At 71.0% G+C, this 21190-nt stretch carries 16 protein-coding genes; 8 read left to right on the forward strand and 8 right to left on the reverse strand.

Going from position 1 to position 21190, the window contains the following annotated elements:
• Positions 1–4: 4 nt before the first annotated feature.
• Complete coding sequence (locus KME79_RS00605; protein ID WP_219542837.1) at positions 5–1420, reverse strand: pyridoxal phosphate-dependent decarboxylase family protein; 1416 nt, start codon at positions 1418–1420, stop codon at positions 5–7.
• Between the two features lie 123 nt (positions 1421–1543).
• On the opposite strand from KME79_RS00605, the gene KME79_RS00610 reads away from it, so the two are divergent.
• Positions 1544–2575 (forward strand): LacI family DNA-binding transcriptional regulator, encoded by a 1032-nt coding sequence (locus KME79_RS00610; protein WP_219542838.1) that lies wholly within the window; start codon positions 1544–1546, stop codon positions 2573–2575.
• Between the two features lie 28 nt (positions 2576–2603).
• On the opposite strand, the gene KME79_RS00615 is transcribed toward KME79_RS00610, so the two are convergent.
• Complete coding sequence (locus KME79_RS00615; RefSeq protein ID WP_219542839.1) at positions 2604–3863, reverse strand: hypothetical protein; 1260 nt, start codon at positions 3861–3863, stop codon at positions 2604–2606.
• On the reverse strand, positions 3860–4819 hold the full coding sequence (locus tag KME79_RS00620) for a TOMM precursor leader peptide-binding protein (RefSeq protein ID WP_219542840.1): 960 nt from the start codon (positions 4817–4819) through the stop codon (positions 3860–3862). Before KME79_RS00620 ends, KME79_RS00615 begins: the two co-directional genes overlap by 4 nt.
• Before the next feature lie 667 nt (positions 4820–5486).
• On the opposite strand from KME79_RS00620, the gene KME79_RS00625 reads away from it, so the two are divergent.
• The gene (locus KME79_RS00625; RefSeq protein WP_219542841.1) at positions 5487–8507 is read left to right on the forward strand and encodes an AfsR/SARP family transcriptional regulator; all 3021 of its coding nucleotides are present in this window, start codon (positions 5487–5489) and stop codon (positions 8505–8507) included.
• Here the strand turns inward: KME79_RS00625 and arfA are convergent.
• Complete coding sequence (gene arfA / locus KME79_RS00630) at positions 8491–9981, reverse strand: arabinosylfuranosidase ArfA (protein ID WP_219542842.1); 1491 nt, start codon at positions 9979–9981, stop codon at positions 8491–8493. The two genes, KME79_RS00625 and arfA, sit on opposite strands and share 17 nt — an antisense overlap.
• A 209-nt stretch (positions 9982–10190) precedes the next feature.
• Here arfA and KME79_RS00635 point away from each other — a divergent pair, with 209 nt between their 5' ends.
• From KME79_RS00635 to KME79_RS00655, 5 genes are all read left to right on the forward strand, one after another.
• Complete coding sequence (locus KME79_RS00635; protein WP_219542843.1) at positions 10191–11522, forward strand: extracellular solute-binding protein; 1332 nt, start codon at positions 10191–10193, stop codon at positions 11520–11522.
• Positions 11522–12442 carry a carbohydrate ABC transporter permease gene (locus KME79_RS00640; protein WP_219543052.1) on the forward strand — a complete coding sequence of 307 codons (921 nt, stop codon included), beginning with the start codon at positions 11522–11524 and terminating at the stop codon, positions 12440–12442. Before KME79_RS00635 ends, KME79_RS00640 begins: the two co-directional genes overlap by 1 nt.
• Positions 12439–13272 carry a carbohydrate ABC transporter permease gene (locus KME79_RS00645; protein WP_148035500.1) on the forward strand — a complete coding sequence of 278 codons (834 nt, stop codon included), beginning with the start codon at positions 12439–12441 and terminating at the stop codon, positions 13270–13272. The genes KME79_RS00640 and KME79_RS00645 overlap by 4 nt, the downstream gene beginning before the upstream one ends.
• A gap of 49 nt (positions 13273–13321) precedes the next feature.
• The gene (locus KME79_RS00650; RefSeq protein WP_219542844.1) at positions 13322–14452 is read left to right on the forward strand and encodes a monooxygenase; all 1131 of its coding nucleotides are present in this window, start codon (positions 13322–13324) and stop codon (positions 14450–14452) included.
• A 106-nt stretch (positions 14453–14558) separates the two neighbouring features.
• Positions 14559–14999 carry an ATP-binding protein gene (locus tag KME79_RS00655; protein WP_219542845.1) on the forward strand — a complete coding sequence of 147 codons (441 nt, stop codon included), beginning with the start codon at positions 14559–14561 and terminating at the stop codon, positions 14997–14999.
• 13 nt (positions 15000–15012) lie between these two features.
• Here KME79_RS00655 and KME79_RS00660 read toward each other — a convergent pair whose 3' ends face one another.
• The 4 genes from KME79_RS00660 to KME79_RS00675 form a co-directional block, all read right to left on the reverse strand.
• On the reverse strand, positions 15013–17265 hold the full coding sequence (locus KME79_RS00660) for a catalase (RefSeq protein ID WP_219542846.1): 2253 nt from the start codon (positions 17263–17265) through the stop codon (positions 15013–15015).
• Between the two features lie 120 nt (positions 17266–17385).
• Entirely contained in the window at positions 17386–17991 is a 606-nt protein-coding gene (locus tag KME79_RS00665; protein ID WP_148035494.1) for a VOC family protein, read from the reverse strand.
• Positions 17992–18027: 36 nt separating this feature from the next.
• Positions 18028–19152, reverse strand: a complete 1125-nt coding sequence (locus tag KME79_RS00670; RefSeq protein ID WP_219542847.1) for a class I SAM-dependent methyltransferase — start codon at positions 19150–19152, stop codon at positions 18028–18030.
• A 123-nt stretch (positions 19153–19275) separates the two neighbouring features.
• Positions 19276–20115, reverse strand: a complete 840-nt coding sequence (locus tag KME79_RS00675) for a DUF1996 domain-containing protein (RefSeq protein ID WP_219542848.1) — start codon at positions 20113–20115, stop codon at positions 19276–19278.
• A 234-nt stretch (positions 20116–20349) separates the two neighbouring features.
• Here KME79_RS00675 and KME79_RS00680 point away from each other — a divergent pair, with 234 nt between their 5' ends.
• Complete coding sequence (locus tag KME79_RS00680) at positions 20350–21189, forward strand: polysaccharide lyase family 20 protein (RefSeq protein ID WP_219542849.1); 840 nt, start codon at positions 20350–20352, stop codon at positions 21187–21189.
• Position 21190 lies beyond the last annotated feature (1 nt).

Genomic DNA, 21190 nt, shown 5'->3' on the forward strand with positions numbered 1-21190 from the left:
CGTACTAGCTATAGATCACCGACAGAAAACGCACCAGGATCGCCTCCCGCAGCTCGGCCGGGAGCGCGTCCAGCACGGCGTTGACCACGGCCATCCGAGGCTGACCCGATCCCGGCCGCAGATCCACCCCCACCGAGGCGGCCAGCTCCGAGAAGGTGGCGTCGTCCAGCGCGTCCAGGTCCAGCCCGGTGATCAGCTCCACCAGCCCGTCGGGGACAACCGGAGGCCCGAGCCGCCGGGCGGCCTCCGCCGACTCGGCGATCACCTTCAGCATCGCGTCCACCCCGGCCAGCGTCACCCCCGTGACCGTGATGTGCAGGTTCGCCGGGATCCCGGCGTACGAGAGCTGCGGCTGCAGGAACCACCCGCGCGCCCGCGCCTCGTCGGCGAGCACGAACACGTCCGCGTCGTCGGAGGTGAAGGCCACCAGCGTCGACCCGGAGCCCAGCACGCGCAGCCCGCCGATCCCGGCCAGCCCTGCGCGCAGCCGGTCCGCCGCCTCCAGCGTGGCCCGTCCCAGCTCGACGTACCCTTCCCGGCCGAGCGCCTGCAGAGTCGCCCACGCCCCGCCCAAGGGCCCCGCCGACCGGGAGCTCTGCACGGTCGCGTTGATGATCGTGTAGCCGGGCCAGGCCGCCGACGCGAAGTACGCCCGCCGCCGCATCGCCGGGTCGGCGAACAGCACCACCGACGCCCCCTTCGGCGCGTACCCGAACTTGTGCAGGTCGCAGGAGATCGACGTCACCCCCGGCACCGACAGGTCGAACGGCGGCACGTCCGCGCCCGCCTCGCGCAGCCACGGCAGCAGCCAGCCGCCCACGCACGCGTCCACGTGGCAGAACACGCCCGCCTCCGCCGCGATCGCCGCGATCTCGCCGACCGGGTCGATCACCCCCTGCGGGTACGAGGGAGCGGACGCGACGACCAGCACCGTGTCCTCGTCCATCGCCGCCGAGACCGCCCGCACGTCGGCCTTGAACGTCCCCAGGTCCACCGGCACCGGCCTGACCTCGGCCCCCAGGTAGTGGGCCGCCTTGTGGAAGGCCGGGTGGGCGGTGACCGGCAGCACCAGGTTCGGCCGGGGCCGGGAGGCCGCGTCGCGGGCCGCCTTCACCGCCAGCATGATCGATTCGGTGCCGCCGCTGGTGAAGATGCCGTGGCCGCCGCCTAACAGGTCCGCGACGGCGCCGACGACCTGCTTCTCCATCTCGACGATGCTCGGGAACGCCGTCGGGTCCAGGCAGTTGACCTCCAGCATCGCCGCATAGGCGCGGGCCGCCGCGTCGTGCACCTCGGGCCGCCCGGTGTCGTACACATAAGAGGTCACCTGGCCGCCGCGCACGGGCAGGTCGTGCTCGGTGAGCCGGGCGAGCTCGGCCAGCAGGTCCTCGGCCGTCCTCCCGATACGGGGCAGGTTCAATGGTCCTCCTCAGCGGCCGAACCTAATTCTGTTATTCGGTTCCGTCAATCGTCCGATGGAAAGGCAGCGCGAAACCGGCTTTGCCTCCCTGTTAGCGTTATTGCCAATCTAGGGGGTGAGCGCATGGCCGCTAAAGGGGACGAATCCGAGGCCCCGCGCAGGCCCGCCGTGCTGGGCGACGTGGCAGCACTGGCGGGGGTCTCGGCGATGACGGTCTCGCGGGTGCTCAACGCACCGCACCGGGTGCGGGCGGAAACCCGCGAGCGCGTGCTCGCCGCCGTACGCGAGCTCGACTACTGGCCCAACCTGGCCGCCCGCCAGCTCGTCACCGGCCGCTCGGGCGTGCTCGGCGTGGTCAGCATCGACACGACCCTGTACGGTCCCGCGTCCACTCTCTACTGCATCGAGCAGACCGCCAGGCTCAGCGGCTACAGCGTCAGCATCGCCAGCCTGAGCCTGCTCAGCAGACGGTCCATCGAGGAGGCGGTGCGGCGGCTGCGCGCCCAGGCGGTCGACGGCGTCGTCATCCTCGCCCCGCACGAATCCGCCGCCGACGGCCTGCGCCACCTGCCGCGCGACCTGCCCGTGGTGGCGGTCGACGCCGGTGAGGACATCCCCGTCCCCGTCGTCACCGTCGACCAGCGCGCCGGGGCGGCCAGGGCCACCCGCCACCTGCTCGACCTGGGCCACCGGACCGTCCACCACCTGGGCGGGCCGGTCGACTGGCTGGACGCCAACTACCGGATCGACGGCTGGCGGCAGGTGCTGGAGTCCTCGGGCCGCCCGGTCCCCGAGCCGCTGCGGGGCGACTGGAGCCCGCGCTCCGGCCACGAGCTCGGCCGGCGCCTGGCCGACGACCCCTCGGTGACGGCGATCTTCGTGGGCAACGACCAGATGGCGCTCGGCCTCATGCGCGCCCTGCGCGAGGCGGGCCGCCGGGTGCCGGACGACGTGAGCGTGGTCGGGTTCGACGACATCCCGGAGGCGGCCTACTTCTGGCCGCCGCTGACGACGGTCCGCCAGGAGTTCGGCGAGGTCGGCAGGCACGCCTTCCACCTGCTGCTCGACCGCATGGCCGGCCACACCGAGCCGGCCCGCCGCCTGGTCGAGCCCCAGCTGGTCGTACGGGAGAGCACCGGCCCCGCTCCCGGCTGACCCGTTTCCCGGGTGGCGGGCGGGCCGGTCAGCTCACTTCCGCCGCTGGCCTGCGGCGGCGGAACCAGTGGGGGTGCGACTTGACGAAGGTGACCAGGAACAGCGTCTGGATGCCGCCCTCGACGAGCAGGAAGAGGCCGCCGTCGACGCCCTGCAGCAGGGAGCCGCCGTTCAGGCCACCCCAGACGGCGACCAGCGCGCGGATCAGCGAGCTGATGATGATCGGCAGGGTGTAGATCGCGAACATGCCCAGGGCGACCGCCGCACTGGGCACGAGCAGCACCGCGTAGATCCGCACCGCCCGCCGTTCGCGGGCGGACAGCTCGGCGCTCGGATCGGCGGGAGGCCGCGCCCGCTTCACGACGGCGATCACCCGGCGGAGCAGGTGGCGGGCGTAGCCGAGCCCGTCGCCGAACAGGTTGCGGCAGCGCAGGAGGTCGGCGAGCACGAAGTAGAAGTCGGTCCGCATGTAGACGTGCATCTGCAGCGGCACGCTCAGCATGATGACCAGCGCGAGGGCCCGCAGGAGCGCCGCGATTCCCTCCGGCGGGTTCGCGTGGGCGAGCACGAGCAGCAGGGTCGCGAAGAGGAAGAGGTCGCAGGCGGTCCCGGCGAGGTAGACGCGGTAACGCGAGCGCCTCGGCACCGACCAGATCGCGGTGACGTCCGTCTGCACGACCAGGTTGTGCAGACGGGTGCCGAACCCGATGCGTGCCGGGGTGCCGAGCGACCGCGCGGCCATCAGGTGCATCAGCTCGTGCAGGCTGATCACCACCGAGAACATCGCGGTGTTGACCAGCGTCGTCAGCCCGATGTAGTCGCTCCAGAAGAAGTCGTGGTACACGGGCACCAGATCGGGCCGGCCGAACAGGGTGACCAGCGCCGCGCCGACCACGACCGCCCACAGCACCCGCATCGGGCGGCCGAAGAGCCACCGCACGTGCCTCTCGGCCAGCCAGGGCAGGTGGGGCGGCGGGGCCTGCTCGGCCGGGTCCGGCAGGTCCGCGTCGTTCAGCCGGGCGACGAAGCCGAGCTCGACGAGTGCTTCCACGAGCTGCACGACGTCCAGCTCGACGTCGTGCTCCTCCTCGATCCGGCGCTGGACCACGCCGATCGGGAGGCCGCCGCCGAGCAGCTCGACCGCCTTGCCGTAGAGCGCGGGCAGGCTGACGAACTCGCCGAGCTCCGGCCGCCCCACGATGACGCTGTCCGGATCGTCGTCCGCCTGGATGCTGAGCGGGCGCAGCAGGAGAGTGGCGGCCGTGTCGACGGGGACGGGCGCCGTCATCCGCCGGCCGAGCCGCAGGCCGGACAGTCGTCGTCGCGCACCACGTCCACGGTGTAGACGTGGTCCCAGACCGCGAAGTTCCAGTGGAACACCCGTCCGCGCGCCTGGGTGGGCAGGCCGCCGAGGTGATACGTCACTTCCAGCGCGCACAGGTGACCGCTGATGTTGGCGCCGGCGGCGACCACCGCGTTCGGCCGGACCTCGCCTGCGATGAGATAGTTCTCCCCGGAGGCGTCCCTCTTCCGGTCCTCGTCACGGCGCATGCAGAGCCAGCAGCCCGTCTCGCCCGGATGGAAGGAGCCGACCACCGCCATCGGCCCGGCGTAGAAGCTGACGAACCACGGCGTCCCCGTACGCAGTGCCGCCTCGTTCGTCCAGAACATGATGTCCGGATTGGGTTCGTCAGCGCAGAGCACGAACACGTCGCAGTCGGCCATCAACGCGGCCACGTCTTCGGGCCCGGTCGCCTTGACCTCGCTGCCCGTCACCGAGACCAGGCCGTTCATCGCACGCAGCCGGGAGACCGCCCGCTCGACCTTGGACTCGCCGATGTCCTGCTCGGTGTAGAGGAGTTGCCGGGTCAGGTTCGATTCCTGGATGTCGTCGAAGTCAGCCAGGTGAAGCGCGCCGACGCCGCTCGCCACCAGGCCCGCCGCGACGGCGGATCCGGTGCCGCCCACGCCGAGCAGGCTCACCCTGGCCTGCTTGATCCGTGACTGGATGTCGTAGGGCGACTCCCTCGGAACGGTGTCGATCCAGGAGTAGAAGTGGCGGGCGGGCGTGTACCTCTCCAGTTCGCGGGCGGAGAGATTGGCGGGGGACTCCGCCTCGGCGTCTTCAACGAAACCCTCGGCGATGAGCGCGTTGACGATCTCGCGGACGTTCTCCTGGTCGATCTCCGGGCTGTTCGCCGCGAAGTCGGCGCAGAGCTGTTCGATGCCCCGGGTGCCATCCATGAGGGTGAGGATTCGCGCGATATTTCCGTCGGCGTCGTCCTGCAACTCGGCGGCCACCCCGTATTGACCGAGACCGATCCTTATCCGGCCGTCCGGAAAGACCGCCGGCAGATGAACGCGTTTGACACGAGGTTTCCGCATGCGCGCACTCTTTCATCACGTGGAACGCCGGAGCCGATCGCGACTCGATCGGCTCCGGCGCGTTGTCTGGACTCAGCCGTTGCCTTCGCGAACAGCGGTGGTCTCGATCTTCTCCAGCTTGCGGACCTTGAGCTCAAGCTTCTTGGTCTCGTTCTTCTGCTTCTCCATGTTCACCTCCACGTGTTTCCGGCTCCGTCGAATGGAATCCGTAAGGATGTCCAGAATCTACGAACCGCCGCCATAGCCGCGCTACATCACCGACGGTGGTGGGTGCGTCACGGTGGCGGGGCGGCCACCCGGAAGCCCGAGCAGAGCGGACCTTCGGCGTCTCCGCGCGAATGGGCAGGCAGATCGCGACCTGCCGGACGCCGCGCCGGACGGCCCATAAAGTCCTTTGCGCCCCGCACGGCGACGACCTAAAATCGGCACGCCAACCCGTCGAGCCGCACCCCCCAGCGAGCATGACCGAGCGGCAGATCACTGCCGGCGATCTCCTCTATGAATGTCCAGGGCGGAGCGACACTGGATGCGTTTCGAGATCCTAGGCCCACTCCAGGTGATCCAGGACGGCCGGCACCACTTTCTCGGCAACGCCCGGAAATTACGTATGCTGCTCGCCGGTCTCATCTCCAGGGCCGACCAGCCGGTCTCCAGCGATTTCCTGTCCACCGTTCTGTGGAATGACCGGCCGCCGGTCTCGGCGCGCAGCAATCTCCAGTCGTACGTGCATCAGCTCCGCGTCCAACTGGGCGCGGAGCGACTGCTGAGAAAGCCGGAAGGATATCTGCTCGTCACCCACGGCGAGGTGGACGCGGCGCAGTTCCGGAAACTCGCGGCGGAGGGGTCGGCGGCTTTCGACGGAGGAAACCACGAATCCGCCGGTCGCTGTTTCCGGCGCGCCCTGGATCTGTGGCGGGGGCCCGCGTTCGCGGAATTCCTCGATTCCGGGCCGATCGCGGAGGAGGCGCTGTCCCTCGAACAACTCCGGCTCACCGTCCACGAACGCTGGGCGGAGACCGAGCTGGCCCTCGGGCGGCACGCGGAGGCGGTGGCCGAGCTGCGCGAGGTGGCGAAGGCCCACCCCTACCAGGAGAGTCTGCACGCGCTCCTCATGCTCGCCCTCTACCGGTCCGGCTGTCAGACGGAGGCCCTGGAGACCTACGCCGTCGTCCGCGACCTGCTCGCGGACGAGCTGGGCCTCGAACCGAGCCCCGTGCTGCGCCGCGTGCACGAGGCGATACTCCGCGGCGACGAGCGGATCGACCTGCCCGCGAGGCCGGGCGCGTGGCCGTCGACCGGAGGCGCTGTGGTCCCTCGCCAGCTCCCGCCCACGGTCGCCGACTTCACCGGCCGGGACGACGAGGTGGCGACGCTCAGGGACGCCCTGTCCCCCGGTAGGCGCCAGGCGCTGACGATCTGCGCGATCTCCGGCATGGGCGGGGTCGGCAAGACCACGCTCGCCCTGCACGTGGCGCATCAGCTCGCGGGCGCGTTCCCGGACGGCCAGCTCTACGTCGGCTTCTCCGGCGCCGACGACCGCACCGCCGTGGCCCGGGCGCTGGAGTCGATGCTGCGCGCTCTCGGCGTCGGGGGAGCCGCCGTCCCGGAGTCGGTCGGCGACCGCACGGCCCTCTACCGGTCGCTCCTGGCCGGCAAGCGGATGCTCGTGGTGATCGACAACGTGGCCGACGAATCGCAGGTCAGCCCGCTGCTGCCGGGGTCGGGCACCTGCGGCGTGCTGATCACCGGCCGTCCCCGGCTGGTGGGCCTGGCCGGCGTCCGGCACCTGCGCCTGAACGTCTTCCGGCCCGCCCAGGCGATCGAGCTGCTGGCCCGGATCACGGGGCCGGAGCAGGTGCGGGCCGCGCCCTCGGAGGCGAGCGAGATCGTCCGGCTCTGCGACCACCTGCCGCTCGCCGTCCGGGCCGCGGGGGCGCGCCTGGCCTCCCGGCCCGACTGGCCCCTGGCCCGCATCGCCGATCTCCTGCGCGACGAGCGACGCCGTCTCGACGAGCTGGCGGCCGGGGACCTCACCGTACGGGCCTCGCTCGGGTTGAGCTACACGGCACTGTCGTCCCCGGCCCGGCGCCTCTACTACCTGCTCAGCGTGCTGCACACCCCCGACTTCGCGGGCTGGGTCGCCGCGGCCGTGCTCGACACGTCCCCGGAGGAGGCCGAGCGCAGCCTCGGCGAGCTGCTGAGCGCCAACCTCCTCACCGTCGCGGGCGTCGACACCGCCGGCCAGCCCCGTTACCGCTTCCACGACCTGATCCGCCTGCACGCCCGCGACCGCGCCGACGCCGAGGCCGCCCCGCACGAGATCCACGCGGCCGTGACCCGCGCGCTCGCCGGCTGGCTGGTCCTCGCCCGGCGGGCCGACACCGGGCTGCCCGGCAGGGTCTTCCCGACGCTCCCGGCCGAAGGCGTGACGCACGAGCCGCACGTCCGGATCTCGGATGCCTGCGCCTGGTTCGAGGCGGAAAGAGGCGCGCTCCGGGCCGCGGTGGCGCAGGCCGCCGCGCTCGGCGCGCACGACCTGTGCTGGCAGCTCGCCGATGCGACCGTCAACTTCTTCGAGCTGCACGACTACTACGACGACTGGGAGTCGACCAGCCGGCTCGCGCTGGAGGTCTGCGAGCGCGCCGGGGACGCGCGTGGCCGCGCCTTCATGCTGCGCGACCTCACCGGGTGCCTGCGCATGGGGCCCCGGCACGCCGAGGACGAGGCACTGGAGCACGCCCTCTCCGCGGTCGCGCTCTTCGAGGGCCTGGGCGACGTCCACGGCGAGGTCGACGCCCGGATCCTCGCCGGCACCGCGTTCCTGGTCCGGGGAGAGCCCGGCAAGGCCGTGGCCTACCTCGACGCGACGCTGGCGAAGGCGAGGGACGCCGGCTACGTGCTCGGTCAGGTCGAGGCCGAGTGGCAGCTCGGGTACGGCCACCGGGTCCTGGGAGACTCCGAGCGGGCCGGCGTCCACCTGGAGGCCAGTCTGCGACTGGCCGAGGACGTGCCCCTCCCGTCGCAGCTGTGCCGGATCCACAGCCTGCTCGGGATCGTACGGCGGGAAGAGGGCAGCCTCGTCGAGGCCGAGGCGCACTTCACGCGCGGCGTGACGCTGGCCCGTTCGCTCCGCAGCCTGAGCGACGAGATCACCATCTTGCCGCACCTCGGCATGACCTACGTCAAGCTGCGCGACCCGCGGGCCAGGGACGTGCTCGGCCGGAGCATCCGGCTGGCCCGCCGGTGGAGGGCGCGATTCCAGGAGGCCACGTCGCTGGGCGCGCTCGGCGAGCTCGAAGCGGCCGAGGGCCACCACGCCCTCGCCGTCGCCCACACCGTCGCCGCCCTCGAGATCTGGCGCGAGCTCGCCAGCCCCTTCCACGAGGCGCAGACCCTCAAGTCCCTCGGCGCCCTGCACGCGGCCGCCGATCCGGACCAGGCCCGTACGGCCTGGAGCGCGGCCCGGCGGCTCTTCGCGCAGCTCGACAACCACACGGAGGTGAAGGAGCTCACCACGCTGCTCGAAACCGTCAGGACAGGTGGATGACGTTCCAGCTCACCGGGGGGAGGAGGACGCGCATCGGGTCCTGTTCCACGTTCTCGTTGGGGCGCGGGGCCACCCGGTCGGGGTCGTCGGCGGTGTTGCGGGCGTAGACGTCCGGGCCGGTGAGGGTGGTGGCGGAGGTGATGCGCGCGCCGCCGAGGGCGCGGGCGTCGATCTCCAGCGAGAGCGGCCCGTCCGTGGCCCGGTTGACGGCGAAGATCGTGACGCCCTCGTCCGAGCGGGTGGCGACCGCGTGCAGCAGCGGCACCTCCCCGTACTGGGCGGTCTCGTACAGGGGAGAGACCGGCTCGACCCGCAGCACGTCGCCGGCCGCGTGCCGGCTGGCCTGGGCGAACGGGTGGAAGGTGGTCTGCCGCCAGGCCCGCCCGCCCGGCTCGGTCATGATCGGCGCGATCACGTTGACGAGCTGGGCCAGCGAGGCGGCCGTCACCCGGTCGCTGTTGCGCAGCAGGGTGATGAGCAGCCCGCCGAAGGCCACCGCGTCCGCCAGGTGGTAGTGGTCCTCCAGCAGCGGCGGCGCCACCGGCCAGTCCCGCGGCGGCTCGGCCGCCTGGAAGCGCGACAGGTACCACACGTTCCACTCGTCGAACGAGATGTCGATCCGCTTGCGTGACTTGAGCCGGGCCCCCACGGAGTCGGCGGTGGCGACGACCGAACGGATGAAGTACTCCATGTCGGTCGAGCAGGCCAGGAAGCTGCCGAGGTCGCCGTCCTTCTCCTCGTAGTAGGCGTGGCACGAGATGAAGTCGACGACGTCGTACGTCTCCTCCAGCACGGTCGACTCCCACGCGCCGAACGTCGGCATGGTCGAGCCGGAGCTGCCGCACGCGACCAGCTCCAGGCCGGGGTCGACCATGCGCATGGCCCTGGCGGTCTCGGCGGCCAGCCGGCCGTACTCGCGGGCGGTCTTGTGGCCGGTCTGCCAGGGGCCGTCCATCTCGTTGCCGAGGCACCACATCCGGATGTCGTGCGGCTCCTTGGCGCCGTTGGCGGCGCGCAGGTCGGACAGCGCGGTGCCGGACGGGTGGTTGCAGTATTCCAGCAGGTCGAGCGCCTCGGCGATGCCGCGGGTGCCGAGGTTGAGCGCCATCATCGGCTCGACCCCCGCCTTGCGGCACCAGCGCACGAACTCGTCGACCCCGACCTCGTTCGTCTCGGTGCTGTGCCAGGCCAGGTCGAGCCGGCGGGGGCGGCTCTCCTTGGGGCCGATGCCGTCCTCCCAGCGGTAGCCGGAGACGAAGTTGCCGCCGGGGTAGCGGACGGTGCTCACGCCCAGCTCGCGGGTGAGGTCGAGGACGTCGCGGCGGAAGCCGTCCTCGTCGGCGCCAGGGTGGTCCGGCTCGTAGACGCCGGTGTAGACGCACCGGCCCAGGTGTTCGACGAAGGTGCCGAAGGTCCGGCGCCGCACCGGCGCCACCCGGAACGCGGGATCGATCGTGAGGCGGGCGTCGTGCACGGGGGGCTCCTCGCGGTTGGTGGTGCTCCAGAGATTGTTAGCGTTATCAACCCGCGAGGTCAAGGGCGTGGCAAGCGCTTGCCGCACAAACCTTGACAGCGTGCTTGTTACCGCTAACACTCGGGTAACCCCGCCGAAACATGACCCATAGCCACCCCAGCGCCCCTTGGTGTTAGCGAGAACATTCCTCGGCGAAGGAAGAGGCCACTGTGCAAGACCCCCCAGCCATCACCCGCCGGCACCTGCTCGGCGGAAGCCTTGCCCTCCTCGGCGCCGCCGCCTCCGGCTGCGCCATCCCCGTGGGACTCGGTTCGTCCCAGACCCGCGTGAAGTACTGGCACTTCCTCGGCGCGAGCGACGGCATCATCATGAACCAGATGGTCGGCGCGTTCGCCCGGGACAACCCCGGCGTCTTCGTCGAGGAGAACGTGCTCGCCTGGGGCGAGCCGTACTACACGAAGATCGCCATGGCGGGCGCCGGCGGCCGGTCGCCCGACGTCGCGACCTTCCACCTGGCCAGGCTTGCCGGCATCGGCGCGGGCGAGATCCTCGACCCCATCAACGTGGACCTGCTGGCCGAGGTCGGCCTCCGGGCGGCCGACTTCAGCCCGCCCATCTGGGAACGCGCCCACTACCAGGGCACGCTGTACGCGGTGCCGTTCGACGCGCACCCGATGGTGCAGTACTACAACACCGACCTCTGCGGGCGGGCCGGCCTGCTCGGCGCCGACGGCAAGCTGCGACCCACCACCGGCGCCGACCAGCTCCTGGAGCAGCTCCGCAAGGCCAAGGAAGTGCTCGGCGGCAAGCCTCCGCTGGTCTTCGACGCGCTCGGCCTCGGCACCGTCGGCCCCTGGCGGGTGTGGTACTCGCTGTACCCGCAGAGCGGCGGCACCCTGCTCTCGGAGGACGGCGGCCAGGTCACCATCGACGACCAGAAGGCGCTGGAAGCGCTGCGGTTCATGCGCCGGCTCGGCGAGGAAGGGCTGTGCGACCCGACCACCGACTACGGCGCCTCGGTGGCCAAGTTCACCAACGGCGAGGCCGCGTTCCTGTGGAACGGCGACTGGGAGGTCACCGGCCTGAAGGAGCGCAAGACGCCGTTCAGCATGACGCGCTTCCCCAGCGTGTTCGGCAGCGGCGCCGCCCAGGCCGACTGCCACGTGTTCGTGCTGCCGCACCAGCGCGACCGCGACCCCGAGGTGGAACGGGCGACCTACCAGTTCATCGCCTACCTGGTGAAGAACAGCGCCGACTGGGCGGTGGCCGGCCACGTGCCCTCCTACCTGCCCGCACTCCAGGAGCCCGACTACCTGGCGCTCCAGCCGCAGTCGGAGTACCGCTCCGTCATCACCGACGTCGCCCTCGACCCCCAGGTCTGGTACACCGGCTCGGCCTCCCGGCTGTGGATCGAGTTCGGCGGCGCGTTCTCCCCGGTCATCAGCGGTGAACGCACGCCGGAAGAGGGGCTGGCCAACGCCAAGGCGGCGCTGAGCCGGCTGATGTCCGCCCCGAACCCCTTCCCCGCCGAGGAGCGATGATGACGACCACCGTCGCCGCCCCCGCCACCACAGCCCCCGCCGCCAAGGCCCAGGTCAAGCGGAGCTGGACGCAGCACGGGCTGCTGTTCGTCGCGCCCTTCCTGCTGGTCTACGTCGCCTTCCTCGTCTGGCCGACGCTGCTCGGCCTGCGGATGAGCTTCACCGACGTCAACATCGCCGGCAGCAACGACCGCTTCGTCGGCTTCTCCAACTACGCCGAGGCGTTCGGCGACCCGCGCATGTGGCGCTCGCTGTGGAACACGCTCGTCTTCACCGTGCTCAGCACGGTTCCGCTGGTGCTCCTCGGCCTGGGCCTGGCCCTGCTGGTGCACAACCTGCGGTTCGTGCAGTGGCTGTGGCGGCTGTCGTTCTTCGGCCCCTTCCTGCTGCCGTCGGCCGTGGTGTCGATCCTGTGGCTGCAGATGATCTACCCGCCCGAGTACGGCCTGCTCAACGGCACGCTCGGCACCGACGTCCTGTGGCTCGGCGACCCCGGCACGGCCATGTGGTCGGTGGTGCTCACCACCGTCTGGTGGACGGTCGGCTTCAACTTCCTGCTCTACCTGGCCGCCCTGCAGTCGATCCCGCAGCACCTGTACGAGGCCGCCGCCATCGACGGGGCGTCCGCCTGGGACAAGCTCAGGTCCATCACGCTGCCGATGCTCGGCCGTACGACGGCGCTGATCGTCGTGCTGCAGCTGCTGGCCTCGCTCAAGGTGTTCGACCAGATCTACCTCATGACCGGCGGCGGGCCCGAGGACGCCACCCGGCCGATCATCGAGTACGCCTACGACGTCGGCTTCACCGGCTACCGCATCGGCTACGCGTCAGCCGTCTCCTACATCCTCTTCGTCCTGATCGTCATCGTCTCCCTGGCGCAGCTCCGGCTGTTCCGCAAGCGCGCGGAGGTCTCCTCATGACCAAGCGGTTCAGCGTGAGCCAGCTCGTCCTGCTGGTGGTCGCCTCGGTGCTGGCCGTCATCTGGATCGCCCCGATCGCCTGGGCGGTGGCCACCTCGCTCAAGCCCGAGGACGAGACCACCAAGCTGCCGCTGGAATGGTTCGGCAGCACCGTCACGCTCGACGCCTACGAGCTCGTGCTGGGCACCGGCGGCATCATCACGTGGGCCGTCAACTCCACGGTGACCGCGGTGATCGTCACGTTCCTGACCGTCCTCTTCTCGGCGATGGCCGCGTACGGGTTCGCGCGCACCCAGTTCAAGGGGCAGCGGGCGCTGCTGGGGCTGATCCTGGCCGGGATCATGGTGCCGCCGCAGGTGCTCATCGCGCCGTTGTTCGCCGAGATGGTGGCGCTCGGGCTGGTCGACACCTGGTGGGCGATCATCCTGCCGCAGGTGGCGGCGCCGCTGATCGTCTTCATCCTGTACAAGTTCTTCCAGGACGTGCCGCCGGAGCTGGAGCAGGCCGCGTTCGTGGACGGGGCCGGCCGCTGGCGGGTGTTCTTCACGATCGTGCTGCCGCTGTCGCGGCCGGTGCTGGCGGCGGTGTCGATCTTCACGTTCATCACCACGTGGAACAACTTCCTCTGGCCGTTCCTGGTGTCCACCGACCCGAACACGATGACCCTGCCGGTCGGCCTGGCCAACGTGGTGCAGGGCACCTTCGGCCTCCGGTACGCGCAGATCATGGCCTCGGTGGTGCTCGCCGGGCTGCCGCTGATGGTGGTGTTCGTGCTGTTCCAGCGGCAGATCGTCCGCGGCGTCGCGCACACCGGGCTGGGGGGTCAGTAGCTCCTCTTTAGGGGGTGCCCGGCGCGGCCCCATGGGCCAGGGTGGAAGCATGACGCGACTGACCCGTACGGCGTCCGCCCTGGCCGCGGCCGTGCTGCTGGCCGCCTGCGGCGCGACGGCCACGACGAGCCCGTACGAGCCCGGCACGGGCCACGCGGGGCACGGCGCGCACGACCCCGAGCCCTCGCCGCTGCGCGACGGCGAGCGGTTCATGACCCTGGGCATGCCCGAGCCGTACACCCCGGCGCCGCCGAACGGCGGCACCGACGACTACCGATGCTTCCTCATCGACCCGGGGCTGGAGGAGCAGGTGTTCCTCACCGGCGCCCAGTTCCTGCCGCAGAACACCGAGCTGGTCCACCACGCGATCTTCTTCAGGGTCGGCCCCGAGCACGTCGCGGAGGCCGAGCGGCTCGACGAGAGCGCGCCCGGCCAGGGCTACACCTGCTTCGGCGACGGCGGGGTCGCCGCCGCGTGGGTGGCCCACTGGGCGCCCGGCACCGACGAGGTGCTGCTCGACCCGTCGCACGGCTACGCGATGCCGCCCGGCAGCCGGCTCGTCATGCAGGTCCACTACAACACCCTCGGCGTGGAAGGGCGGCCTGGCACCGACCGGTCCGGGATCCGGCTGCGGGTGACCGACCGGACGCTCCAGCCGTTCGACACCGTCCTCTTCTCCGCCCCGATCGAGCTGCCCTGCACGCCCGAGGAGTCCGGGCCGCTCTGCGACCGCGCCGCCGCGGTGCGGGATCTCGGCCGCAGGTTCGGCGAGAAGTCGCTCGACCAGGTCGACGTCCTGGCGCAGCGGTGCGGCCGGCCGGAGCCGGGCCCGACCCAGCACTGCGACCTGCCGGTGGAACGGCCGGCCAGGATCCACGCCATGGCCGGGCACATGCACCTGCTGGGCCGCGCCATCAAGGTGGAGCTCAACCCCGGCACGCCGGAGGCGCGGACCCTGCTCGACGTGCCCGCGTACGACTTCGACGACCAGGCGCTGCGGCCGCTCCCCGAGCCCGTCGCGGTCGGGCGGGGCGACGTGGTCCGGGTGACCTGCACCCACGACGCCGGGCTCCGCGCCAAGATCCCGCAGCTCCGGGAGCTCGACCCGCGCTACGTGGTGTGGGGCGACGGCACCGCCGACGAGATGTGCCTCGGGATCGCCGTCGCCTCGGCCACCTGACCCATGCGTGACGAAGATGTCACGCCCAGGCGACACCCCGGGACTCAACCCGCCGTGCTCCTGTCTTCGTACAGTCTGAAAACGGCGTCCTCGGGAAAGGCCCGTCATGACCACGCTGCGCCCAGCTCCGCACAGCCGCTCGCAGGACGCGTGGCCGCTGCCCGGCGACGCCCAGGCGGTGGCCACGGCCCGCGCCACCGCCAGGAAGGCGCTGGAAGGGCTCGGCGTGGACCCCGAGCTGGTCGACGACGCGGTGCTGATGATGAGCGAGATCGTCACCAACGCGCTGCTGTACGGCGATCCGCCGTACGAGATGGCGGTGAGCGCCGATCGCAGGGAGATCGTCTGCGGGGTGGTCGACAGCGGCCCGCCGCTGCCCGAGCCGCGCACCCCCGGCAGCGGCGACGAGCGCGGCCGGGGGCTGCACATCGTGGCCATCCTGTCCGAGGGCTTCTACGGCTGCCACCCGCAGCGCTACCTCACCTGGCCCGACCGGCTCGGCAAGGCCACCTGGTTCGCCCTGCCCCGCACTCCGGGCGCCGCGTGACCTTCTCTCCCGATCAGGTCAGGGCGGCCGCGGCGGGGAAGCGGTCCCAGACCCGGTGCGCCGCCAGGAGCTGGAGTGTCTCCCGCAGGACAGCCGGGCCGTCGTCGCCGAGGAGCACGCCCGGGGCCTGCGTGGGAATGCCCGCCTGGGTGAAGACCTGGGAGGCCGTGCCCCAGCCGCCGATCGGCTTGGCGTGCCGGTAGGCCTCGGTGATCAGCAGCAGCACGCGCGGGTCGACCGCCGCGTCCGAACCGCCGCCCGCCTTCGCGTCGCGGGCCCCGTACGCGTCCTTGCCGGGTGCGGGGGCGCTCGCCACCAGCAGCGCGTCGAACTCGACGGAGCGCGCGGTGACGAAGGTGCGCTGCACCGGCAGCGTCCCGCCGAGCATGCCGCCCGTCGGCGCGATGATCAGCGGCACCATGCCGCCGTCGAGCACCGCCTGGCGCAGGTCGCCGACCGCCGCCGCGTCGTCGTCGCCGGCGATGATGCCGATGATCCGGCCGTCGGCCGGCCAGGTCCGCCCGACCTGGGACAGCGCCGGGCTGGGCCGCGGGTCCGCCAGCGGCTCGGACCCGGCCGGCGCGGGCAGCCCGAGCCCCTCGGCGACCTGTTCGCACAAGATCGGGTCGATGTTCGCGAGCACCCGCAGGTACCTCTCCTTGATCGCCTGCTCGTAGCACTTGGCCAGCTCGAAGGTGTAGGCCGCGATGGTGTGCTCGCGCTCGACCGGCGTCAGGCTCAGCCAGAACAGCCGCGCCTGGCTGAAGTGGTCGGCGTACGACGCGGGCGCCTCGCGCACCTTCCGGCCGGACACCTGCGTGGGCACCTCGACGTACCCTCCCTCGGCCGCTCCCGCCGTGAAGGGGCAGCCGCCGTCGAGCGAGTTCGGCCGGTACGGGGCGACGCCCCGGTGCACGGCCGTCTGGTGGAAGCCGTCCCGCAGCATGTCGTTGACCGGGGCGTGCGGCCGGTTGATCGGGATCTGCGGGAAGTTGGGCCCGGCCAGCCGGGTGATCTGCGTGTCGAGGTACGAGAACAGCCGCCCGGCCAGCAGCGGGTCGTCGGTGACGTCGATGCCGGGCACGAGGTGGCCGACGTGGAAGGCGACCTGTTCGGTCTCGGCGAAGAAGTTGGACGTGTTGCGGTTGAGGGTGAGCAGGCCGATCGGCTGGACCGGGGCCAGCTCCTCGGGGACGATCTTCGTCGAGTCGAGCAGGTCGATGCCTTCGAACATCTGCTCCGGCGTGTCGGGGAAGACCTGGATGCCCAGCTCCCACTCCGGATAGGCGCCCGCCTCGATCGCGTCGAAGAGGTCGCGCCGGTGGAAGTCCGGGTCCACGCCGTTGAGCAGCTGCGCCTCCTCCCAGACCAGGGAGTGCACGCCGAGCTTGGGCTTCCAGTGGAACTTGACCAGCGTGGTCGCACCCTCCGCGTTGACCAGGCGGAAGGTGTGCACGCCGAAGCCCTCCATCATCCGGTAGGAGCGCGGGATGCCGCGGTCCGACATGTTCCAGATCGTGTGGAAGGTGCCCTCCGTGTGCAGGCCGACGAAGTCCCAGAAGGTGTCGTGCGCGGTCTGCGCCTGCGGGATCTCCCGGTCCGGGTGCCACTTGGCGGCGTGGATGACGTCGGGGAACTTGATCGCGTCCTGGATGAAGAAGATCGGGCAGTTGTTGCCGATCAGGTCGAAGACGCCCTCGGAGGTGTAGAACTTGGTCGCGAAGCCACGCGTGTCGCGTACGGTGTCCGCCGAGCCGCGCGAGCCGATCACGGTGGAGAACCGCACGAAGACCGGCGTCTCGACGTCCTTGGCGAGGAAGGCGGCCTTGGTGACGTTCGAGGCGGCGCCGTAGCCCCGGAAGACGCCGTGCGCCCCGGCGCCGCGCGCGTGCACGACGCGCTCGGGGATGCGCTCGTGGTCGAAGTGCATGACCTTCTCGCGCAGGTGGTGGTCCTGCAGCAGGACCGGGCCGCGCGGGCCCGCCTTGAGCGAGTGGTCGGTGTCGGGCAGCCGGAGCCCCTGGGCGGTCGTCAGGTATGCCCCGCCTTGAGCAACCTTGTCCTGCGGAACGCCGGTGGGCTGGCCGGTGGGGGAGAAGGTGTCCGGCCCGCTCTGGTCCGGCTTGGGCGGCAGCGGCTCCCGAGGCTCCGTGGGCTCCTCCAGCGACGGCGGCTCGCTGTTGGGGACGCCGGGGATCTCGGCGGGCCCGCCGCCGGTCACCGCGTCGACGACCTTCTCCACGGTCGACTTGATCGGGTGCTCCATGGTCTCTCCTTGGCGTGAGGCTGCGTCGCCGGGTGCCGGGCGTACGCAGACTTCCCCACGCCGGAGGTCGCCACGCGGAGTTTACGGTGCTTACAGGCGAATCCGGTCAGTTGTTGGGCCTCAACGTTCCAGGGTGATGCCCTCCCGTCGCAGGTCCTCGATGACGCCGTCCACCAGCCTGGTGCTGACCGTGTGCGTCAGCCTGCCGGTGTCGCGGAGCTCGCGGGCGGCGGGGACCGGGTCGGGGTCGGCGAACAGCCGCTCGTCGGTGTAGTCCACCGGCCTGCCGGTCGCGTCGAGCGCCCACCAGGAGGCCTCCAGGGCGATGCCGTTGGGGTCGCTGAAGTAGATCGAGCGCAGGAAGCCGTGGTCGATGACGTCGGTGACCTCGCAGCCGTGCTCCTTGAGCCGGTCGCGCATCCGTACCAGCGCGTCCTCGTCGGGCAGGTGCAGGGAGAGGTGGTCGAACTGGGCGGCCTTCGCGTACGGGACGCCGGCCGGCTTGGCGAAGCTGTCGAGCTCCTGGTCGGCGTACTCGAAGAAGGCGATGGTGCTGCCGACGCCGACCTCGAAGAAGTAGTGCTTGAACGCGGGCACGGCCAGGGTGGCGACCAGTCGCGCGTCCAGGACGCCGTGCCAGAACCTGACGGTGGCGTCCATGTCCGCGGTGATGAGGGCGAGGTGGTGGACGCCACGCCAGTGCACCGTTTCCGGGGTTGCAGCCATGGCCCAACAGTACGCCTTTCAACTACCTCCGGGTAGTCACGTCCCGGTGAGATCCAGCGGCGCGGGCTTGGCGGCCGCCGGTTCCGCGCGCAGGCGGCGGACCTCGCGGGGGCCGGACCAGCGGGTGATCGCCTCCTCGTCGGCGAAGGCCATCGCGCGCAGCATGTTGCCCCCGTCCGTGGCCTGCACTGTGCGGCGCAGCCGCGCCCGCAGCGACTCCGGCAGGTTGGTGGTGCGGGCCTCGATCGTGTCGCCGTAGAAGGGGGCGTAGCCCGCCCCCGCGAAGCCGGTACGGCGCAGCAGCACCGGGAGCGTGTCGGCCGAGTAGAACATCAGGTGGTTCTTGGTGAAGCCGCTCCACGCCGACTCGTACGCCTTGAGCAGCAGCGAGTTGGCGTTGACCGTGAGGATCATCAGCACCCCGCCCGGCGCGAGCAGCTCGCGGAACCGGCGGAAGTCGTCCACCGGCCTGGGCAGGTGCGCCAGCACCGACCAGAGGGTGATCACGTCGAAGCCGCCGGCGGCGATCTCCGGCACGTCCTCCGGCGCGCCCAGGTACGCCCGTCCCCGGGTGAGCCGCTCGTTGGCCTGCGCGACCGAGTCGGGCGACAGGTCCACGCCGACCGCGTCGAAGCCGCGCTGCTCGGCCAGCTCCAGGAAGAGCCCGGCGCCGCAGCCGAAGTCGAGCAGTCGCCGCCCGGCGCCGTCGTCGAAGACCGGGGAGAACGCGTCCATGGTCAGCTGGTAGCGGCGCTGCCGGTTGGCGGCGTACTTGCCGGTCAGGAACTTGCTGTAGCCCTTGGCGTACAGGTCGCCGAGCCGCTCGGGACGGATGTTCGGGTTGCGGTAGAGGAACCCGCAGGAGGGGCAGCGCACCACGTGGTAGCGCCACTTGCCGTCCTCGCCCACCGGCTCGTACAGCGGCTGCATGCGCGGCTCGCCGCAGAGCGTGCAGTCGATGAACTCCTCGATCTCGCCCAGCGGCATGCGTGCCTGGTAGTCCTCGGGCTCCACGATCGGCGAGCGTCTCAGCAGCCTGCGCCACTGCGCCTCGCGGATCAGCCGCTCTCCGGGGCGGACGTAGACCCGCTGCCCCCAGGGCACCTTGTCGTAGCGCGAGCCGTAGACCAGCTTGCCGAGCAGCCGTCGAGCCGAGACCATCGCACACCCCTAACGCAGACCGTTTGCGCGGGTATTGCCCTGACTATTCCATCGCTACCGCCAGCAAACCATCCCCAAACGGCCAAGGCGGGCGGGCCGCCGGAGACGGCCCGCCCGGGGAGGTCACGACGGCCTGCCGTCGGCCCCGCACTTGATGATCGGCCGGATGCAGTCGCGTACCCGGCGCTCCAGCTCGGCGACCGGCCAGGCGTTGAAGAAGTCGCCGTGCATGGTGTAGCCGCCGCCCGAGGCCAGCCGGAACCCGGACGGGTCACCGCTGACCGGGTAGCGCAGCACCTGGCGCAGCTTGGGCACCGGGACCGGGTGACTGCTCGGGCAGTCGTCGCCGACCGGGTAGGCCATGTGGCTCTTGTGGTCGGGCGAGTCGAGGTCGCGGCCGTTCCAGCACTGCGGGAAGTCCAGGTACGACTCCAGCATCGTGCCGGGCGGGCAGGTGACGAAGTCCTTCGAGGCCGGCACGTGCCCGGCGTGCAGGCAGGACCAGCGGGCGATGGTGGAGTCGCCGGGCCCGGTGGCGCGCGCGTTGCCGGCCACGATCCGCAGCCCCAGGGGGAACGGCTGGATGCGCGCGGTCACGTCAGGCCGCACGCCCTCGCCGAGGTAGTAGAACGTGGTGATCGTCGGCTCGACCGGCGTGCCGTTCCGGTAGAGCGTCGGCACCCAGTACGAGGACTTGTCGACCGACGGGTTGCAGTTGGTGGCGCCGCGCTGCAGGTCGGCCAGCGTGGTGTGGGCGTTGGTGACCCGGCTGCCGAAGAAGCTGTGCATGTGGGAGGCGCCGGGCAGGCCGGGGAAGATGATCGGGTCGTCGGGCAGCCGGTGGCTGTAGGGGCAGTCGGCGAGGAACTCCGCCACCCGTACCGGTTCGGCCTGGGCGGGCTGGACCGACAGCGGCGCACCCATCAGCACCGCGAGCACGGCGAACAGGCGTAACAGTCTCATGGCGGGGTCCTCACTGGTAGACGCACGGCTGGGGAGCGCTCCCTAGATGGAGAGTGATGGTGTCAGGAAAGTCTGTCAAGCCGCCTGCCAGCAGGAAGGAAATATCAAGACGCGGAGTGGATCATGTCGGAGAGCGCTCTCCTGTCCGGCTCGGTTCGGCACGGCATACCGGCTCCATACCGACCGCTGGCAAGCTGCCGCGGGATCTCAGGTCACGGAGAGGACTTCACGCACATGGGAAAGCCCCGACAGATCACGGCGGCGGCGCTCGCCGTCGCCGGTCTCACGACGGCGGGCGCTCCGGCCCCCGCGTCCGCGGAACTCGCGGCGGCGGCGCCGTTCCGCGTCGACTACGAGAACGGGGCGCACCCCAAGGTGGGCCTCAACGAGTGCTGCAGCCACTCGATCACGGTCGACGACCTGCCGAGGACCGGCGAGTACGCGGTACGCAGCGTGCTGAAGTACGGCGACCCGAAGGTCGCGGGCAGCACCCGCGCCGAGAGCCACACCCTCCACGCCAAGGAGACCCACTTCCGCTCCGGCGACACCGTCTACTACGGGTTCAGCGTCTACCTCCTGAGCACCTGGCAGCGCGACTCCAGGGAAGACATCGTGTTCCAGTGGAAGCCCTGGAGCGACGCGTGCGAGACCGGCAAGTTCCCCAGCGCCTTCCTCAGCGTGCAGCCCTCCGGGAAATGGCGGCTCCGGGTCAACTCCGACGGCAACGCCTGCTCCACCCCCGAATCCGTCCGCAAGACCAGCTTCGACCTGGTCGACGTGAAGCCAGGGCAGTGGCACGACTTCGTCTTCAGGTTCACCTGGAGCCATGGCAGCCAGGGGAAGATCGACGGCTGGCACCAGACCCACAAGAACCCCGGATGGCGCAAGGTCCTGACCGCCGGCGGTCCCAACACCTTCAACGACGACAAGACCACCAGCGGCTATCTGAAGTGGGGCATCTACAAGCCCGCGTGGGCCTCCGGGAAGACCGACGTCGACAGCCGCACGATCTTCCACGACAACATCGCGGTGGGCACGACCTTCAGCGAGGTCAACCCGGCGTCCAGCCGCTAGC

The sequence above is a fragment of the Nonomuraea harbinensis genome (genome assembly GCF_019396385.1).
Lineage (GTDB): Bacteria > Actinomycetota > Actinomycetes > Streptosporangiales > Streptosporangiaceae > Nonomuraea > Nonomuraea ferruginea.

Coding starts and splice junctions, on each gene's coding strand:
- KME79_RS00680 (WP_219542849.1), top strand. CDS start 20,350: ATGGGAAAGCCCCGACAGATCACGGCGGCGGCGCTCGCCGTCGCCGGT.
- KME79_RS00615 (WP_219542839.1), bottom strand. CDS start 3,863: ATGACGGCGCCCGTCCCCGTCGACACGGCCGCCACTCTCCTGCTGCGC.
- KME79_RS00620 (WP_219542840.1), bottom strand. CDS start 4,819: ATGGATGGCACCCGGGGCATCGAACAGCTCTGCGCCGACTTCGCGGCG.
- KME79_RS00625 (WP_219542841.1), top strand. CDS start 5,487: ATGCGTTTCGAGATCCTAGGCCCACTCCAGGTGATCCAGGACGGCCGG.
- KME79_RS00640 (WP_219543052.1), top strand. CDS start 11,522: ATGACGACCACCGTCGCCGCCCCCGCCACCACAGCCCCCGCCGCCAAG.
- KME79_RS00650 (WP_219542844.1), top strand. CDS start 13,322: ATGACGCGACTGACCCGTACGGCGTCCGCCCTGGCCGCGGCCGTGCTG.
- KME79_RS00645 (WP_148035500.1), top strand. CDS start 12,439: ATGACCAAGCGGTTCAGCGTGAGCCAGCTCGTCCTGCTGGTGGTCGCC.
- KME79_RS00660 (WP_219542846.1), bottom strand. CDS start 17,265: ATGGAGCACCCGATCAAGTCGACCGTGGAGAAGGTCGTCGACGCGGTG.
- KME79_RS00610 (WP_219542838.1), top strand. CDS start 1,544: ATGGCCGCTAAAGGGGACGAATCCGAGGCCCCGCGCAGGCCCGCCGTG.
- KME79_RS00655 (WP_219542845.1), top strand. CDS start 14,559: ATGACCACGCTGCGCCCAGCTCCGCACAGCCGCTCGCAGGACGCGTGG.
- KME79_RS00665 (WP_148035494.1), bottom strand. CDS start 17,991: ATGGCTGCAACCCCGGAAACGGTGCACTGGCGTGGCGTCCACCACCTC.
- KME79_RS00675 (WP_219542848.1), bottom strand. CDS start 20,115: ATGAGACTGTTACGCCTGTTCGCCGTGCTCGCGGTGCTGATGGGTGCG.
- KME79_RS00670 (WP_219542847.1), bottom strand. CDS start 19,152: ATGGTCTCGGCTCGACGGCTGCTCGGCAAGCTGGTCTACGGCTCGCGC.